14 protein-coding genes and 1 tRNA gene are annotated in these 17,088 nt (G+C 70.9%); 11 read left to right on the top strand and 4 right to left on the bottom strand.

Going from position 1 to position 17,088, the window contains the following annotated elements; genetic code table 11:
* Positions 1–155: 155 nt before the first annotated feature.
* Genes ACFVGO_RS17820 through ACFVGO_RS17805 form a run of 4 tightly spaced genes read left to right on the top strand, consistent with a single transcriptional unit; the run spans position 156 to position 4,565 of the window.
* Positions 156–1,085, top strand: coding sequence for a branched-chain amino acid ABC transporter permease (locus ACFVGO_RS17820; protein ID WP_359819021.1), 930 nt, complete (start codon positions 156–158; stop codon positions 1,083–1,085).
* A gap of 5 nt (positions 1,086–1,090) precedes the next feature.
* Positions 1,091–3,022, top strand: a complete 1,932-nt coding sequence (locus tag ACFVGO_RS17815) for a branched-chain amino acid ABC transporter permease (protein ID WP_359914227.1) — start codon at positions 1,091–1,093, stop codon at positions 3,020–3,022.
* Between the two features lie 8 nt (positions 3,023–3,030).
* Positions 3,031–3,852, top strand: coding sequence for an ABC transporter ATP-binding protein (locus tag ACFVGO_RS17810; RefSeq protein ID WP_359914230.1), 822 nt, complete (start codon positions 3,031–3,033; stop codon positions 3,850–3,852).
* On the top strand, positions 3,849–4,565 hold the full coding sequence (locus ACFVGO_RS17805) for an ABC transporter ATP-binding protein (protein WP_359914214.1): 717 nt from the start codon (positions 3,849–3,851) through the stop codon (positions 4,563–4,565). The genes ACFVGO_RS17810 and ACFVGO_RS17805 overlap by 4 nt, the downstream gene beginning before the upstream one ends.
* A gap of 59 nt (positions 4,566–4,624) precedes the next feature.
* On the opposite strand, the gene ACFVGO_RS17800 is transcribed toward ACFVGO_RS17805, so the two are convergent.
* Positions 4,625–5,239, bottom strand: coding sequence for a response regulator (locus tag ACFVGO_RS17800; protein ID WP_359914233.1), 615 nt, complete (start codon positions 5,237–5,239; stop codon positions 4,625–4,627).
* Between the two features lie 138 nt (positions 5,240–5,377).
* Between ACFVGO_RS17800 and ACFVGO_RS17795 the strand changes: the two genes are divergently transcribed.
* Together ACFVGO_RS17795 and ACFVGO_RS17790 are read left to right on the top strand one after the other, a co-directional pair.
* A tRNA-Leu gene (locus ACFVGO_RS17795) sits at positions 5,378–5,452 on the top strand.
* A 119-nt stretch (positions 5,453–5,571) separates the two neighbouring features.
* A complete protein-coding gene (locus tag ACFVGO_RS17790) occupies positions 5,572–6,336 on the top strand; it encodes a helix-turn-helix domain-containing protein (RefSeq protein WP_380632657.1) in 765 nt (254 codons plus the stop codon).
* 44 nt (positions 6,337–6,380) lie between these two features.
* Here the strand turns inward: ACFVGO_RS17790 and pyk are convergent, their stop codons facing one another.
* Positions 6,381–7,811 carry a pyruvate kinase gene (gene pyk / locus ACFVGO_RS17785; RefSeq protein ID WP_380632655.1) on the bottom strand — a complete coding sequence of 477 codons (1,431 nt, stop codon included), beginning with the start codon at positions 7,809–7,811 and terminating at the stop codon, positions 6,381–6,383.
* Between the two features lie 333 nt (positions 7,812–8,144).
* Here pyk and ACFVGO_RS17780 point away from each other — a divergent pair, with 333 nt between their 5' ends.
* The 5 genes from ACFVGO_RS17780 (at position 8,145) to ACFVGO_RS17760 (ending at position 14,323) form a co-directional block, all read left to right on the top strand.
* On the top strand, positions 8,145–9,236 hold the full coding sequence (locus ACFVGO_RS17780; RefSeq protein WP_359910155.1) for a hypothetical protein: 1,092 nt from the start codon (positions 8,145–8,147) through the stop codon (positions 9,234–9,236).
* Entirely contained in the window at positions 9,233–10,891 is a 1,659-nt protein-coding gene (locus ACFVGO_RS17775) for an extracellular solute-binding protein (RefSeq protein ID WP_380632652.1), read from the top strand. The genes ACFVGO_RS17780 and ACFVGO_RS17775 overlap by 4 nt, the downstream gene beginning before the upstream one ends.
* A complete protein-coding gene (locus ACFVGO_RS17770; protein WP_380632649.1) occupies positions 10,878–11,543 on the top strand; it encodes a hypothetical protein in 666 nt (221 codons plus the stop codon). Before ACFVGO_RS17775 ends, ACFVGO_RS17770 begins: the two co-directional genes overlap by 14 nt.
* 301 nt (positions 11,544–11,844) lie before the next feature.
* On the top strand, positions 11,845–13,680 hold the full coding sequence (locus ACFVGO_RS17765) for a 5'-nucleotidase C-terminal domain-containing protein (protein ID WP_359910164.1): 1,836 nt from the start codon (positions 11,845–11,847) through the stop codon (positions 13,678–13,680).
* A gap of 73 nt (positions 13,681–13,753) precedes the next feature.
* A complete protein-coding gene (locus ACFVGO_RS17760) occupies positions 13,754–14,323 on the top strand; it encodes a Uma2 family endonuclease (protein ID WP_380354819.1) in 570 nt (189 codons plus the stop codon).
* Positions 14,324–14,383: 60 nt separating this feature from the next.
* Here the strand turns inward: ACFVGO_RS17760 and ACFVGO_RS17755 are convergent, their stop codons facing one another.
* Positions 14,384–15,841: an aldehyde dehydrogenase family protein gene (locus ACFVGO_RS17755; protein ID WP_380632674.1), complete on the bottom strand. Its 1,458-nt coding sequence runs from the start codon at positions 15,839–15,841 to the stop codon at positions 14,384–14,386.
* Between the two features lie 49 nt (positions 15,842–15,890).
* The gene (locus ACFVGO_RS17750) at positions 15,891–16,757 is read right to left on the bottom strand and encodes a helix-turn-helix transcriptional regulator (protein WP_359910170.1); all 867 of its coding nucleotides are present in this window, start codon (positions 16,755–16,757) and stop codon (positions 15,891–15,893) included.
* Positions 16,758–17,088: the final 331 nt, after the last annotated feature.

Genomic DNA, 17,088 nt, shown 5'->3' with positions numbered 1-17,088 from the left:
CTAAGCTCTGCGGGGGGCGACGCCCATCCAACACAAACCACCACGCCCCCCTCGACCCCCCCCTAAGCGCGGGGCACCCCCAGCCCCCCCCCCCCGCACCCACATCCACCACCCACGCGGACAGACACCCCCGAACGCACTACGGAGGCCCAGCGGTGCACGACCTACCGCAGCAGCTGGCCAACGGCCTGATCCTCGGCGCCCTCTACGGACTCGTCGCGATCGGCTACACGATGGTCTACGGCATCGTCCAGCTCATCAACTTCGCCCACGGCGAGATCGTCATGGTCGGCGGCTTCGGCGCCCTGACCGCCTACCTCGCCCTCCCCGGCGGCACCACCCTGTGGCTGGCCCTGCCGCTCATGCTGATCGCCGGCATCCTGGTCTCCACCCTCACCGCCGTCGCCGCCGAGCGCTTCGCCTACCGCCCCCTGCGCAACGCCCCCCGACTGGCCCCGCTGATCACCGCGATCGGGCTGTCCATCTTCCTCCAGCAGCTCGTCTTCTCCTTCTACCCGGACGCCAAGAAGGCCCGGGTCTTCCCCAAGCTCCCCGGCGACCCGTTCAGCCTCGGCTCCGTCACCATCCAGCGCAGCGACCTCTTCCTGATCATCGCCGCCCCGCTGTGCATGCTCGCCCTCGGCTGGTTCGTCACCCGCACCCGCTCCGGACGCGCCATGCAGGCCACCAGCCAGGACCCGGACACCGCCAAGCTGATGGGCATCGACACCGACCGCATCATCGTCATGGCCTTCGCCATCGGCGCCGCGTTCGCCGCCGTCGCCGCCGTCGCCTACGGGCTGCGCAGCGGCCAGGTCGACTTCCGGATGGGCTTCATCCTCGGACTCAAGGCCTTCACCGCCGCCGTCCTCGGCGGCATCGGCAACATCTACGGCGCCATGCTCGGCGGCCTCGCCCTCGGCCTCGCCGAAGCCCTCGCCACCGGGTACATCCAGCACCTGCCCGGCATGCACCTCTTCGGAGGCGGCGCCTGGAAGGACGTCTGGGCGTTCGTACTCCTCATCCTCGTGCTCCTGATCCGGCCCCAGGGCCTGCTCGGCGAGCGCGTCGCGGACAGGGCGTGACCACCATGACCACCACCCGCACCGAAACGACCCCGGTCATCCCGCTGCCGGCCCGCGCCGCCGCCGCCGTCACCGCACTCGGCGCCCTCGCCACCGCCGCCTCCGCCGCCATGTCCTGGACCTGGACCTCCGACTTCCCCGGCGACCTCACGTACTACGGCTCCCCGGCCGGCCTCCAGTGGCTCGCCCTCGCCGCCGGGCTGCTCACCCTCGTCCTGCTGCTCGCCGCCCAGGGCGTCCCCGGACTGCGCTGGGCCGCCCCCACCCGCAGCAACAACGCCGTCCTGTTCGCCGCCACCGGCGCCCTCGCCGTCGCCGTCTACGCCGTCGCCGCCGTCTCCGCCGAACTCGGCGGCCTCGCCAACCTCGAACCCGGCGGCTGGGTGCTCGCCGCGGGCGGCCTGATCTCCGTCCTCGGCGCCCTCGCCCTGCCGCTCGACCGCCGCACCACCGTCCCGCTGCGGATCCTCGACAAGCGCCTCTTCCTGCTCGTCCCGGTCGCCCCCGCCGCCTGGTTCGGCGCCCACGCCGTCCCCACGGACAAGCCGGTCGCCCCGGTCCTGACCGCCCTCGCCGGCGGCCTCGCCATCGCCGCCGGCGCCGTCCTGCTGCTCCAGCTCGGCCACCTCGCCAACAGCGCACTGCGGCTGGGCCGGATCGACCGCCCGCTGGCCGCGGCGCGGGCGCTCCCCTCCTGGGTCGAGGTGCTGCTGATCGTCCTCGCCTTCGGCACCGGACTGTTCGCGATCACCTTCGGCATCGACACCGAGTACGGCGAACTCTTCACCGGCTACCTGCTGTTCGTCGCCCTCGCCGTCCCCGCCCTGGCCAAGTCCGGCCTGCTCGCCCGGCTGCGCGCGCTGACCGTCAAGCACCGCCCGGTCACCACCGGCGCCGCCTTCGCCGCCGCCGCCGGCTTCCCGTTCACCCAGACCAGCGACCAGTACACCTCGGTCGCCACCAACATCCTGATCTTCGCCACCGTCGCCCTCGGCCTCAACATCGTCGTCGGCCTGGCCGGCCTGCTCGACCTCGGGTACGTCGCCTTCCTCGGCGTCGGCGCCTACGCCGCCGCCCTGGTCTCCGGCTCCCCCGCCTCGCCCATCCACGTCCAGTTCCCGTTCTGGGCCGCGATGCTCACCGGCGCCGTCGTCTCGATGATCTTCGGCGTCCTGATCGGCGCCCCCACCCTGCGGCTGCGCGGCGACTACCTCGCCATCGTCACCCTCGGGTTCGGCGAGATCTTCCGCATCACCATGCTCAACCTCAACGGCACCACCGGCCCCAAGGTCACCAACGGCTCCAACGGCATCCCGCGCATCCCCGACCTGGAGATCCTCGGCTTCGACCTCGGCAAGCCGCACACCGTCCTCGGCGTCGAACTCGGCCGCTTCTCCAACTACTACCTGCTGATGCTGCTCGTCACCGCCGTCGTCGTGCTGGTCTTCGCCCGGGTCGGCGACTCCCGCATCGGCCGCGCCTGGGTCGCCATCCGCGAGGACGAGACCGCCGCCGAGGCCATGGGCATCAACGGCTTCCGGCTCAAGCTGCTCGCCTTCGCCCTCGGCGCCCTGCTGGCCGGCCTGGCCGGCACCGTCCAGGCCCACGTCAGCTACACCGTCACCCCCGACCAGTACACCTTCGCCGAAGCCCTCCCGCCGAACTCCGCCTTCCTGCTCGCCGCCGTCATCCTCGGCGGCATGGGCACCATCAGCGGCCCGCTGGCCGGCGCCACCCTGCTCTTCCTCATCCCCAAGAAGCTCGAATTCCTCGCCGACTACCAGCTCCTCGCCTTCGGCGCCGCCCTCATCGTCCTGATGCGGGTGCGCCCCGAAGGCCTCATCCCCAACCGGCGCCGGCAGCTGGAGTTCCACGAGGCCGCCCTCCCGGCCCAGGCCACCGGCGAGCCGACCGCACTCACCAAGGCAGGGGCGTGACCGACCCGATGACCACCACCGCCGCACCCCTGCTCGAAGTCACCGGCGTCACCATGCGCTTCGGCGGCCTCACCGCCGTCAACGACGTCTCCCTGACCGTCGGCGAAGGCGAGATCATCGGTCTCATCGGCCCCAACGGCGCCGGCAAGACCACCTTCTTCAACTGCCTCACCGGCCTGTACGTCCCCACCGAGGGCGCCGTCCGCTTCCGCGACACCCTGCTGCCGCCCAAGCCCCACCTGGTCACCCAGGCCGGCATCGCCCGCACCTTCCAGAACATCCGGCTGTTCGCCAACATGACCGTCCTGGAGAACGTCCTGGTCGGCCGGCACACCCGCACCAGGGAAGGCATCTTCTCCGCCGTCCTGCGCGGCCCCGGCTACCACCGCGCCGAGGCCGAGAGCCGCGAGAAGGCCATGGAACTCCTGCAGTTCACCGGCCTCGCCGAGAAGGCCGACCACCTCGCCCGCAACCTCCCCTACGGCGAGCAGCGCAAGCTGGAGATCGCCCGCGCCCTCGCCTCCGAACCCGGCCTGCTGCTGCTCGACGAACCCACCGCCGGCATGAACCCCCAGGAGACCCGGGCCGCCGAGGAACTCGTCTTCGCGATCCGCGACAAGGGCGTCTCCGTCCTCGTCATCGAGCACGACATGCGCTTCATCTTCAACCTCTGCGACCGCACCGCGGTGCTCGTCCAGGGCCAGAAGATCGTCGAGGGCGACCGCGAGACCGTCCAGAACGACGAACGCGTCATCACCGCCTACCTGGGCGCCCCGCTCGAAGGCACCACCCCGGCTGTTCCGGAGAACGTTACGGAGACCGACCAGTGACCGCACTCCTCGAGGTCGAGGACCTCCGCGTCGCCTACGGCAAGATCGAGGCCGTCAAGGGCATCGGCTTCACCGTCGAACAGGGCGAGGTCACCACCCTCATCGGCACCAACGGCGCGGGCAAGACCACCACCCTGCGCACCCTGTCCGGCCTGCTCAAGCCCACCGCCGGGCGGATCACCTTCGACGGCCAGGACCTCTCGACCGTCCCCGCGCACAAGATCGTCGCCCTCGGCCTCGCCCACTCCCCCGAGGGACGGCACATCTTCCCCCGGATGACCATCGAGGAGAACCTCCTCCTCGGCGCCTTCCTGCGCACCGACGCCGCCGGCATCACCGCCGACGTCGAACGGGCCTACGGCCTGTTCCCGATCCTCGGCGAACGCCGGCGCCAGGCCGCCGGCACGCTCTCCGGCGGCGAACAGCAGATGCTCGCGATGGGACGGGCGCTGATGTCCCGGCCCAAGCTGCTGATGCTGGACGAACCCTCGATGGGGCTCTCGCCGCTGATGATGCAGAAGATCATGTCCACCATCGTGGAGCTGAAGTCCTCCGGTACGACCATCCTCCTGGTCGAGCAGAACGCCCAGGCGGCGCTCTCGCTCTCCGACCGGGGGTACGTCATGGAGACCGGCCGCATCGTCCTCTCCGGGACCGGGCCCGACCTCCTGCACGACGAGTCCGTCCGCAAGGCCTACCTCGGCGAGGACTGAGCCCGCACACACGGCGAAGGGCCCGGCAGAAACGTTCTGCCGGGCCCTTCCCGTACCTCTTACTCGCCCTTGGCCTCGTCCGCCTTCTTGCGGTCCTGGGCCTCGCCCTCCTCGATGACCGCCTCGGCCACCGCGGCCATCGTCATCCGGCGGTCCATCGAGGTCTTCTGGATCCACCGGAAGGCGGCCGGCTCGTTCAGCCCGAACTTGGTCTGCAGCACACCCTTCGCCCGGTCCACCAGCTTCCGGGTCTCCAGCCGCTGGCTGAGGTCCCCGATCTCCTTCTCCAGCGCCCGCATCTCGGCGTACCGGGAGACCGCCATCTCGATCGCCGGCACCAGGTCCGACTTCGAGAACGGCTTGACGATGTACGCCATCGCCCCGGCGTCCCGCGCCCGGTCCACCAGCTCCCGCTGCGAGAACGCCGTCAGCATCAGGACCGGCGCCAGGTGCTTGTCGTGGATCTGCTCGGCCGCGGAGAGCCCGTCCAGCACCGGCATCTTCACATCGAAGATCGCCAGATCCGGCTTCAGCTCCTCCACCAGCCGCACCGCCGTCTCACCGTCACCGGCCTCACCGACGACGGTGTACCCCTCCTCCTCGAGCATCTCCTTGAGGTCGAGGCGGATCAGCGCCTCGTCCTCGGCGATCACAATCCGGGTGATCTGGGGCATATCGGTCTCAAGCGGCTGCGCCTGCTCGTCGGCGGTGCTCACGGGGCTCCTAGTTCCGGCGGGGTACTGCATGCACGAGGGTACCTAGACACGGTATGTTTGAGTCAGTCGGTCGAGCCCTTGGGCTTCGATTCGTAGGCCCCGATAGCCCAATTGGCAGCAGGCAATGGTCTCAAACACCATACAGTGTGGGTTCGAATCCCACTCGGGGCACTTTTCCTTCAAATCAAAGGAAGCCGCCACTCGGGCAATGGTTGGCGATCTTCACCGGTTCGAGTGGACTTTCGACCATTCGCCCGACCGGTCCGGAACATTCGCACACGCTCGGCACCATGCACGAGTTCTCCGTTCGCGAACAAGCTGTCCACCTCCTGCGGCGTGGCGCCGGCACCGCTGAGACAGCTCGTCGACTCGGCCTTCCCATTGGCACGGTCTCCTGGTGGAAGCACCGCGATCTGGCCAAGCGCGGCGAGCTCCCAGGCCGCAGGCGCTCCCCTTGCCCGCACTGCTACGGCGACGATCTCGACCGCCCCGCGTACTCGTACCTGCTCGGGCTCTACCTGGGCGACGGTCACATCAGCCACCCGAAGCAGCACCGGACCGCCAGTCTGTTCATAGCCTGCGACGACAAGTGGCCCGGAATCATGGATGCCGTCGAGGCGGCCATGAGGCAGGTCTTCCCCACCCTCACCCCTTGCCGCGTTCGGCGCCCCGGCTGCCACAACGTCAAGGTGTACTCGAAGCACCTGCCGTGCTACTTCCCGCAGCACGGCCCCGGCAAGAAGCACGAGCGCACCATAGCCCTGGAGCCCTGGCAGCAGGCGATCGTCGACGCCCACCCCTGGGCGTTCCTGCGCGGCCTGATCCACTCCGACGGCTGCCGCATCACCAACTGGACGACCAGGACGGTCGACGGCGTGGTCCGCCGCTACGAGTACCCGCGTTACTTCTTCACCAACACCTCGACCGACATCATCGGCCTCTTCACCGCCGCCCTCGACGCCGTCGGCGTCCGGTGGAAGGCCGCCGCGCGCGCCACCGGCGCGACAAACGTCTCCGTCGCCCTCATGGACACCCACATCGGCCCGAAGTACTGACAGCGGCGCGGCCCGTCCGAGGAAGGGCCGCGCCGCCGGGAACCTCAGGCGTCCAGGGTCCCCACGTGGTGGACGCGGACGAGGTTGGTGGAGCCGGCCAGGCCGGGGGGCGAACCCGCCGTGATGACGACGATGTCGCCCTTCTGGCAGCGGCCGAGCGACAGGAGTGCCGCGTCGACCTGTTCGACCATCTGGTCGGTGGTCGGGGCGAACGGGCCGAGGAAGGTCTCCACGCCCCAGGTGAGGGCGAGTTGGCTGCGCACGGCCGGTTCGTAGGTGAAGGCGAGCACCGGGATGGGCGAGCGGTAGCGGGTGAGCCGGCGGGCGGTGTCGCCGGACTGGGTGAAGGCGATCAGGTACTTGGCGTGCAGGAAGTCGCCGATCTCGGCGGCCGCGCGGGCGACGGCGCCGCCCTGGGTCCGCGGCTTGCTGCCGGTGGTGAGCGGCGGGAGGCCCGCGGCCAGGATGTCGTTCTCGGCGGCCTCGACGATCCGGGCCATGGTCTTGACGGTCTCGACCGGGTACTTGCCGACCGAGGTCTCCCCGGAGAGCATCACCGCGTCCGTCCCGTCCAGGACGGCGTTGGCGACGTCGGAGGCCTCGGCGCGGGTCGGCCGGGAGGTGTTGATCATCGAGTCGAGCATCTGGGTCGCGACGATGACCGGCTTGGCGTTGCGGCGGGCGAGCTTGATGGCGCGCTTCTGGACCAGCGGGACCTGTTCGAGGGGCATCTCCACGCCCAGGTCGCCGCGGGCCACCATGATCCCGTCGAAGGCGTCGACGACGGACTCCAGGTTCTCCACCGCCTGCGGCTTCTCGATCTTGGCGATGACCGGGACCCGGCGTCCCTCCTCCGCCATGATCCGGTGGACGTCCTCGACGTCCCGCCCGCTGCGGACGAAGGAGAGCGCGATGAGGTCGGCCCCGGTGCGCAGCGCCCACCGCAGGTCGGCGACGTCCTTGTCGCTGAGTGCGGGGACGGAGACGGCGACGCCGGGGAGGTTGAGGCCCTTGTGGTCGGAGACCAGGCCGCCTTCGATGACCAGGCAGCGCACGTGCGGCCCGTCGACGGCGACGACCTCCAGGGTGACCCGGCCGTCGTCGACCAGGATGCGCTCGCCGCGGCTGACGTCCCCGGCGAGCCCGGAGTAGGTGGTTCCGCAGCGGTCCTTGTCCCCCACGACGCCGTTGTCGGTGGAGATGGTGAACTCGTCGCCGCGTTCGAGAAGTACGGGTCCGTGGGCGAAGGTGTCGAGCCGGATCTTCGGGCCTTGAAGGTCGACGAGGATGCCGACGCTGCGGCCGGTCTCGTCGGCGGCCTTGCGGACGCGGCGGTAGCGTTCCTCGTGCTCGGTGTGCGAGCCGTGACTGAGGTTCAGTCGGGCGATGTCCATCCCGGCGTCGACCAGGGACTTGATCTGGTCGTACGAGTCGGTGGCGGGCCCGAGGGTACAGACGATTTTTGCTCGGCGCATAGTGCTGAGACTAGGCATTACCGGCGCGTAACCACGACGCGGGTCCGGACTGCGGGATGACCGTTGCGGTAAGGCGAGTTGAACAATCTGACACTTCCTCGGACCGCTGTGCGAGCGCCCCGCTCCACGTCGCCGCCGCGCGCCGCCCGTACGCCTCCCGCGCCTCCCGCGCCGCCTGCCGATGCGATTCCGTGAAGGGGTGTTCACCCCTGGTTCACCGCCGCTTCCGCCGCCGCTCCCCGCCCGGCGGGACGCTCGTCACCCCCGGGTGGATGCCGGGGCGCCCCGGGTCACCACCCGGACGAAGGAGCGGACGAGGGGGAGGCGTTCGGCATGCGACGCGCACTGGGGGTGGTTGCGGCCCTGGCCCTGCTGGGCGGGGTCGCCTTCGCGCTGATCCCCGACGACCGGAAGAAGGACACCACCACGACGGTCACCGTCACCGGCCTGATCGGCTCGGAGAAGCGCGCCTTCTTCGAGAACGACGACGTCAAGGCCGAGTTGGCGAAGCAGGGCCTGGTGGTCCGGACGGACTCCACCGGCTCCTGGACGATGAGCGACCAGGCGGGCAGGACGCCGGGGCTGGACTTCGCCTTCCCGGCGAGCTCGGCACCGGCGCGGGAGATCCAGCGCATCTGGAAGCTGCAGGACTCCCCGATGGTCCCGTTCTACTCGCCGCTGGTGATCGTGGCGCACGAACCGGTGGCCAAGGTCCTGAGGGACAACAAGCTGGCCGACCTGGACGCCACCGGCGTGTGGACGTTCCGGATGGACGAGTACGTCAACGCGCTGAAGGGCAACCGCAGATGGGAGGATCTGGCCGGCGCGGGCGCCCATCCCGAGCTGTCCGGTCAGCTCTTCGTGACCACCACCGACCCGGAGAGCTCGTCCTCGGGCGCGATGTACCTCGCGCTGCTCTCCTACATCGCCAACAACCACCAGGTGGTGTCGGACGACGCCGGCGTCGCCGCCGTCAAGGACGTCCTGTACAAGGCGAACGCGCTGCAGGGCATCCAGAAGAGCAGCAGCGACGAGCCGTTCCGGGACTTCGGCGCGGGGATCGGCAGCCCGCTGATCTTCGCGTACGAGTCGCAGGCCGCCGCCCTGTCGCTGCAGGGCAAGCCCACCGGGGACATGGTGGTGCTGTACCCGGACACCACGGTCTACTCGGACCACACCGTCGTGGCCCACACCGACAACGGCCGCAAGCTCGCCGACGCCCTCCAGAACGACGAGGTGCTCCGCGGCCTGGAGGCCGGGTTCGGGCTCCGTCCGCAGGCCAAACCGGAGGCCTTCGCGAACCTGATGCGGGAGAAGAAGCCGACTTTCGCACCCGATCTGACCGCGGCCAAGGTCAAGCAGGCGACCCTGCCCTCGCTGGACAACCTGCTCAAGCTGACCAACGCGGCGAAGGGGACCAAGTGACCATCCCGATGAAGCGCCGCGGCTGGCTCACGGCCGCGCTGGCCGCCGTGCTGGCCGCGGCCACCGCCTGCACCTCCTCCGGTGGCGGCGACAACCCCGCCCCGAAGCCCACCGATCCGCCCGCCGAGACCGCCCGCCCCGGCGTGCTGCGCGTCCTGGCGGGCAGTGAACTCCAGGACCTGGCACCGGTCCTGGAGGATGCCCGGAAGGCCACCGGGGTGACCGTGCAGTTCTCCTGGACGGGCACCCTGGACGGCGCCGACGCCGTCTCCTCGGGCCGGGCCGACGGCAAGTACGACGCCGTGTGGTTCCCGTCGAACCAGTACCTGCGGCTCGATCCGGCCGGCAAGTCCAAGGTGGTCTCCGAGACCCCGGTGATGGTGTCGCCGGTGGCGATCGGGGTGCGTTCCTCGGCGCTCGGCGAACTCGGCTGGGGCGACGGTTCCAAGGTCACCTGGGCGCAGGTCGGCGCGGCGGCGGCGGCCGGAAAGCTGCCGTACGGGATGGCCGACCCGTCCCGCTCCAACTCGGGCTTCTCCACCCTCGTCGCGGTGGCCTCGGCCTTCTCCGGCGCGGGCGCGGCGCTGACCGACGCGGACATGCAGAAGGCGGGTCCGCAGCTGAAGGAGTTCTTCAAGGGCCAGAAGCTGACCTCCGGCTCCTCCGGCTGGCTGGCGCAGGCGTACGCCCGGGCCGAGTCGGGCACGGTGAGCGCGCTGGTGAACTACGAGTCGGTGCTGCTGTCGCTGAACAGGACGCTGCCGCCGCAGCAGCAGCTGACGGTGGTGCGGCCGGCGGACGGCGTGGTGTCTGCGGACTACCCGCTCTCGCTGATGTCCTCCGCCGCGCAGGAGCAGCGGGACTCCTTCCAGCGGCTGTCCGCGTACCTGCTCAAGGAGGACGTGCAGAAACGGATCTCCGAGACGACGCTGCGCCGACCGGTGACGGCGGGCGCGGCCCCGGCCGCCGGGCTGCCCGCGGACCGCCGCCGGGAGCTGCCGTTCCCGGGCACCCGGGCGGTCGCGGACGGTCTGCTGGCCTCGTACCAGAACGAGCTGCGCCGCCCGTCCAGGACGGTGTACGTGCTGGACACCTCGGGCTCGATGGAGGGCTCGCGGATCGCCGCGCTGAAGAGCGCGCTGGGCCGGCTGACCGGGGCGGACGACACCCGCGGGACGCGCCGTTTCCGGGACCGCGAGGAGATCACGCTGCTCTCCTTCGCCTCCGCGGTGAAGTGGACCAAGACCCACGTGGTGCCGGCCACCGGCAGCCGGCCGGGCCCGGAGACGGAGCTGGCGTCGATCGACGCGGACGTGCAGTCGCTGGCCGCCTCGGGCGGGACGGCGGTGTACTCCTCGCTGGAGGAGGCGTACCGGGTGATCGAGCGTCAGCAGGCGGCGGCCGGCGACGACCGGTTCACCTCGATCGTGCTGATGACGGACGGGGAGAGCAACGCCGGTGCGACGGACGGCGACTTCAAGCGCTTCCACGACGCGCTGCCGGCCGGGGAGAAGTCGATCCCGGTGTTCCCGATCAAGTTCGGGGAGGCGGCGGTGGGCCAGCTCCAGGGGATCGCGGACCTGAGCGGCGGCAAGCTGTTCGACGGTACGGGCTCGCTGGACGGGGTGTTCGAGGAGATCCGTGGCTACCAGTGACGGGTTCGGCCCCCGGGTGCTGCGCTACCTGGAGTCGGCCCGGAACCTGGTCGGCTGCGCCGGCGGCGCGGTCGGTCTGGGGCTGCACTTCGCCGGGCTGGGCGGGGTCTGGTGGCCGGGGGTCGTGGTCGGACTGTACGGGGTGGGCGCGCTGCTGACGCCCGCCCCGAGGCCCCGCGAGGGGGCCGGGATCGGGCCGGGGGCCGGGGCGGGCGCGGGGATCGGCACCGGAACGGGCACGGGGACGGGAGCGGGGACGGCCCTCGGCGGCGCCGAGACCTCCGGGGCGCACGCCCAGGAGGGGCTACACACGCCGGAGGGGGCGCCCGGGCGCGGGGAGCCGGAGCACGGGGAGCCGAGGCGCCCGGCGCCCGAGCGGCCCCCCGCGCCCGATCCGGAGCTGGTGGCGCTGGCCGCCTACCTGGACAGCGTGCCGCTGCCGCCCTCCGCCGGGGTGGACGGCCTGCTGGCGGCGCTGCGGGCGGCCGGCCCGGGCCCGGTGGCGGAGCGGATCGTCCGGCACCGGCTGCCGGTCGCGGTGGCCGGTTACCTGCGGGCCCGGACCTGGCAGCCGTGGGCGGGGCCGGACGATCCGGACCCGGCGCTCCGGCTGGGCCACGAGATCGACCGGCTCATGGGCGAATTGTCCTGACCCCCCGTCCGGACCCGCCGTCTGCCCCCCGTCCGCCGTCCTGACCCGCCGCCCGCCATCCGCCATCCGCCATCCGCCATCCGCCATCCGGCCCTACCACCCCGGACCTCCCCCGTTCCCGTCACGAACGAGTCGCCAAGATCTCACCTCTTGGACAGGTCCGGGGGCTATCCACCACCCCGGGCCGCACGGCACACTTCTACGCGCGTCCTTCTACGCGCGTCGACGCGTACACGCGCACTTGCCAACGAATGCCAGTTGACGGTCCATCCGCCGTCGTTCCCACTCGGGAGAGTCGTCCATGCCCCTGAACCGCCGTGACTTCGTCACCCGGTCCGCCGCCACCGCCGCCGGCGCCGCCCTGGCCGGTGGCGCCACCCTGGCCGCCGCCCCCTCCGCCGCGGCCGCCCAGCCGGACACGGCGGCCGCCAAGGGCCAGCAGCGCCAGCCGAACAAGCAGGCCTTCACCGTCATGGGCACCACCGATCTGCACGGCCGGGTGCTCAACTGGGACTACTTCACCGACGCCGAGTACAGCGACAAGGCCCACAACGCGGTCGGCCTCGCCAAGATCTCCACGCTGGCCAACCAGGTGCGCGAGGAGAAGGGCTGGAACCGCTGCCTGCTGATCGACTCGGGCGACACCATCCAGGGCACCCAGCTGTCCTACTACTACGCCCGGATCGAGTCGATCGACACCGAGGCCGACACCGTGCCGGACCACCCGATGGCCGTCGCCATGAACCTCATGGAGTACGACGCCGCCGCGCTCGGCAACCACGAGTTCAACTACGGCATCCCGCTCCTGAAGGCCTACCAGGACCAGCTGGAGTTCCCGCTGCTCGGCGCCAACGCGCTGAACGCGAAGAACGAGAAGCCGGCCTTCAAGCCGTACGTGATCAAGGAGCTGCGGCTGGGCGGCGGCCGCCCGGTGAAGGTCGGCATCCTCGGCCTCACCAACCCGGGCATCGCGATCTGGGACAAGGCCAACGTCAGCGGCAAGATGGTCTTCCCGGGCATCGTCGAGACCGCCGCCGCCTGGGTGCCGAAGATGAAGGCGGCCGGCGCGGACGTCATCGTGGTCTCCTCGCACTCCGGCTGCGACGAGGCGACCACCTGGGGCGACCAGCTGCCCTGGGCCGAGAACGCCTCGGTGGCCCTGGCGGAGACCGTCCCCGACATCGACGCGGTGCTGGTGGGCCACGCCCACAAGGAGATCGCGCAGCGCCTGGTCGTCAACAAGAAGACCGGCCGGACGGTCGTGCTCTCCGAGCCGCTCTGCTACGGCCAGCGGCTGACCTGCTTCGACTTCGAGGTCGAGTTCGCGGCCGGCGCCTGGAAGGTCTCCTCGGTCTCCGCGCGACTGCTGAACTCCAACACCGTGCCGGAGAACCCGGAGATCACCGACGCGATCGCCGGGCAGCACAAGAAGGTCGTCGCGTACGTCAACCAGAACATCGGCACCAGCAAGATCGAGCTGTCGATCGCCGACGCCCGCTTCAAGGCCACCCCGATCATCGACCTGATCGGCAGGGTCCAGGCCGACGCCGTCAAGGCCGCGCTGGCGGGCGGGCAGTACGCCAAGCTCCCGGTGCTGGCCCAGGCCGCCCCGTTCAACCGCACCGCGCTGATCCCGTCCGGCCAGGTCAAGCTGCGCGACGCCGCGGGCCTCTACATCTACGAGAACACCCTGGAGGCCCGCGTCCTGACGGGCGCCCAGCTCAAGGACTACCTGGAGTACTCGGTCAAGTACTACAACCAGCTCGCCCCGGGCGCCCCGGTCGACAAGGAGGCCCTGACCGGCGCCGAGGCCACCCCGGACTACAACTACGACTCGGTCTACGGCCTGAGCTACGACATCGACATCGCCCAGCCGAAGGGCTCGCGGATCGTCAACCTGTCCTTCCAGGGCAAGCCGATCGACCCGGCCGCCGAGTTCGTCCTCGCCGTCAACAACTACCGGGCCAACGGCGGCGGCAACTTCCCGCACGTCGCCAAGGCCAAGATGGTCTGGTCGAACTCCGACGAGATCCGCAACACCATGATCGCCTGGGTGAAGGCCAAGGGCACCATCGACCCCGCCGAGTTCTTCACCGACTCCTGGCGCCTCGTCCGCGCCGGCCAGCCGGTCTTCTGACCGACGCCCCCGCCGAGAGGCCGTCGCCCCGCCGGCGACGGCCTTTCGGCCTGCCCGGTGGAAGAATGGCGCCATGAGCGAGTCCCGGATCCCAGACCGCCACGCCCGGCTGCTGGCCTACGCGCAGAGTCTGACGCCTCCCAACGGGTGGAAGATCGAGATCTCCGGCGACGAGATCATCGTGATGGCCGGCCCCTCGGTGATCCACCAGCGCAACCTGCTGCTCATCCGCAGGCAATTCGAGGCCCACGAACCCGCCGACCTGATGCCGAGCGAGAACACCGACCTCGCCTCCCCGAACGTCGGCAAGCTGCGCAACCCCGACCTGACCTACATCCCCCTCTCGGCACTGGAGGAGGCCGGCAACCAGGTCCCCGCCGAGCAGGCGGCCATCGCCGTGGAGATCGTCTCCCCGTCGAACCCGGAGAACGACCTGGTCGGCAAGGTCCGCGACTACCCGCTGATGGCCATCCCGCTGTACCTGGTGATCGATCCGCGCGAGGGCGACCTGACGCTCTACTCCGAGCCCTCAGGCAGCGGCTACCACCAGCGGTGGAACGGCAAGTTCGGTGACCGTGTGCCGCTGCCGGCCCCTTTCGGCTTCGAACTCGCCACCGACACCCTGCTCCGCTACCCCGCCTGAGGCCACGGGCCTCCCGGCTGCTGCCGCCGGGAGGCCCGCCGTGTCTTCGGGAACCCCCGGTCAGAACGGGAAGACCGCGCGCTCGTGCTGGACGGAGATCCACTTCAGCGTGGTGAAGGCGTCCACCGTGGACTCGCCGTTGAGGCGGCCGACGCCGGAGTTCTTCTCGCCGCCGAAGGGCACGCCCGGCTCGTCGGCGATGGTGCCGCCGTTGACGTGGATCATGCCGGTCTCGATCCGCTGGGCGAGCTTCACGCCGCGCTCGACGTTCGCGGTGTGCACCGCGCCGCTGAGTCCGAACGGCGTGTTGTTGGCGAGCCGCACGGCCTCGTCCTCGCCGTCGAAGGGCACCAGCAGCACGACCGGGCCGAAGAGTTCGTTCCGCAGGATCGGCGCGTCCTCGGCGAGGCCGGTGAGCACGGTCGGCGCCATCAGGCTGCCGACCGTGGTGCCGCGCAGCAGCGCGGTGGCGCCGGCCGCGAGCGCCTGGTCGACCTGGGCGTCGAGGGCGCCGGCCTGGACGGGGTTGATCAGCGGGCCGATGTGGGTGGCCGGGTCCCTCGGGTCGCCGACGGTGAGCGAGGCGACCTTGGCGACGAACTTCTCGGTGAACTCGGCCTCGACGCGGCGGTCCACCAGCACCCGGTTGGCGGCCATGCAGACCTGTCCCTGGTGGACGAAGCGGCTGAACACCGCGGCGTCCACGGCGTGGTCCACGTCGGCGTCGTCGAGCACGATCAGCGCGCTGTTGCCGCCGAGCTCCAGGACCGTCCGCTTGAAGTGCGCGGCGGCGACGGTGGCGACGTGCCGGCCGATCCTGTCGGAGCCGGTGAAGGAGATCACCTTGGGCACCGGGTGCTCCAGGAAGCTGTCGCCGATCTCGGCGATGTCGGTGATCACCACGTTCAGCAGGCCGGGCGGCAGCCCCGCGTCCTCGAAGAGCTTGGCGATCAGTCCGCCGCCGACGACCGGGGTCTCCTGGTGCGGCTTGAGGACGACGCCGTTGCCGAGCGCGAGGGCCGGGGCGACGGCCTTGAGCGCCAGGAACAGCGGGAAGTTGAAGGGGCTGATCACGCCGACGACGCCGACCGGCAGCCGGTAGAGCCGGTTCTCCCGGCCCGGGGCGGGCGAGGCCAGCAGCCGGCCCTCGGAGGCCACCGACAGGTGCAGGCACTCCCGCAGCACGTCCTTGACGAGCGACAGCTCGAAGCCCGCCTTCAGCGCGGTGCCGCCGAGTTCCGCCATGATCGCCGGGACGATCTCCGGCTCGCGCTCCTCCAGCAGCCGCAGCGCGCGCTCGAAGACCAGCCGCCGCTGGTACGGGTTGGCGGCGGCCCATGCCTTCTGGGCGCGTTCGGCGGCGCGGTAGGCCCGGTCGACCTCGGCGCCGGTGGCGACGGTGATGGTGGCGAGCTTGTCGCCGGTGTAGGGGTCGACGTCGACGATGTCCCAGGAGCCGCTGCCGCTGCACCACTCGCCGTCGATGTACTGCAGCGCCAACTCGGAGAAGTACGACATCTGTTCCCTCTCATGCACCGACCTGATGGGAAGTCATCGTACTGACGTATTACAACTCCTGGCGCATCGCGTACAGCAGGTTCCGGGTCGGTTCCGGGCTCAGGCTGTCCGCGACCAGGTCGTCCATCGCGTGCCGGTACTCGGCCACCTCCGCCGGCTTGTCGAGGTAGAGCGCGGTGGTGAACTGCTCCAGGTACACCACGTCGGCCAACTCGGCCTCGGCGAAGCCCAGGACGGTGAAGGCGCCGCTCTCCGCGCTCAGCCCGGCGTTGCCCAGCGGCAGCACCTGGAGCCGGACGTTGGGCAGCTCGCCGAGCTCCAGCAGCCGGTCCAGCTGGCCGCGCATCAGCTCCGGCCCGCCCCAGGGCCGGCGCAGCGCGGCCTCGTCCAGTACGGCGACCAGCTGCGGCGCCCGCTCGGCGGTCAGCACCGCCTGCCGCTTGAGCCGTACGTCGACCCGGCGCTCGATCTCCTCCGGTCCGTGGACGTGGCCGCCGGCGGTGACCACGGCCCGGGCGTAGTCGGCGGTCTGGAGCAGCCCGTGGACGAACTGGACCTCGTAGCTGCGGATCTCGGCCGCGGCCTCCTCCAGCCCCAGGTAGTTCTGGAACCAGCCGGGCAGCACGTCCCCGTACTCGTGCCACCAGGAGCTGACGTTGGCGTCGCGCAGCAGTCCGAGGACGGTGGCCCGCTCCTGATCGGCCTCGACCCCGTACAGGGTCAGCAGGTCGGCCACGTCGCGTTCCTTGAAGCCGACCCGGCCGAGCTCCATCCGGCTGATCTTGGACTCGGAGGCGCGGATCGAGTACCCGGCCTCCTCCCGACTGACGCCTCTGGCCTCGCGGAGCTTGCGCAGCTGGGTGCCGAGCAGCAGACGCCGTACGGTGGCGCCCCCGCCTGCCTGAGTCGTGCCCATCGAAGTCGTCCTCCGCACTCGCCCAGCCCCCCGGCCGTCGGCCGCAGTCTGCCACTTGGCACCGACGAACAACAGCCCACTGTGCGGGATCCCGCCGGACGGATCACGGCTCCGGACGTTTGTCCGGGAGTCGCCGCAGCCCGGGCGGTGTCCGGGTCGTCCCCGGCCCGGAGTTCCGGGCCCCGAGCTGCTGCTCCCGGCGCCGGACGGCCGTCGGGGAACGCGACGGCGCCCGCCCTCCAACTGGTCGGGGAAGAGGGCAGGCGCCAGGAGACCGCGTTGGCCCGGCGACGCTGGCGGGGGCAGCGGGTTGAGCTCCCGGCGATGCGGC

The sequence above is a fragment of the Kitasatospora sp. NPDC057738 genome, from assembly GCF_042798815.1.
GTDB classification, from domain to species: Bacteria; Actinomycetota; Actinomycetes; order Streptomycetales; family Streptomycetaceae; genus Kitasatospora; species Kitasatospora lactacystinica.
The sequence above is the reverse complement of the archived record's forward strand: the minus strand, read 5'-3'. Positions and strand labels throughout refer to the sequence as shown.

Excerpts from the sequence above, each read along its gene's own strand:
- ACFVGO_RS17815 (WP_359914227.1), top strand. The coding sequence starts at position 1,091 with ATGACCACCACCCGCACCGAAACGACCCCGGTCATCCCGCTGCCGGCC.
- ACFVGO_RS17810 (WP_359914230.1), top strand. The coding sequence starts at position 3,031 with ATGACCACCACCGCCGCACCCCTGCTCGAAGTCACCGGCGTCACCATG.
- ACFVGO_RS17800 (WP_359914233.1), bottom strand. The coding sequence starts at position 5,239 with ATGCCCCAGATCACCCGGATTGTGATCGCCGAGGACGAGGCGCTGATC.
- ACFVGO_RS17790 (WP_380632657.1), top strand. The coding sequence starts at position 5,572 with ATGCACGAGTTCTCCGTTCGCGAACAAGCTGTCCACCTCCTGCGGCGT.
- pyk (WP_380632655.1), bottom strand. The coding sequence starts at position 7,811 with ATGCGCCGAGCAAAAATCGTCTGTACCCTCGGGCCCGCCACCGACTCG.
- ACFVGO_RS17780 (WP_359910155.1), top strand. The coding sequence starts at position 8,145 with ATGCGACGCGCACTGGGGGTGGTTGCGGCCCTGGCCCTGCTGGGCGGG.
- ACFVGO_RS17765 (WP_359910164.1), top strand. The coding sequence starts at position 11,845 with ATGCCCCTGAACCGCCGTGACTTCGTCACCCGGTCCGCCGCCACCGCC.
- ACFVGO_RS17760 (WP_380354819.1), top strand. The coding sequence starts at position 13,754 with ATGAGCGAGTCCCGGATCCCAGACCGCCACGCCCGGCTGCTGGCCTAC.
- ACFVGO_RS17755 (WP_380632674.1), bottom strand. The coding sequence starts at position 15,841 with ATGTCGTACTTCTCCGAGTTGGCGCTGCAGTACATCGACGGCGAGTGG.
- ACFVGO_RS17750 (WP_359910170.1), bottom strand. The coding sequence starts at position 16,757 with ATGGGCACGACTCAGGCAGGCGGGGGCGCCACCGTACGGCGTCTGCTG.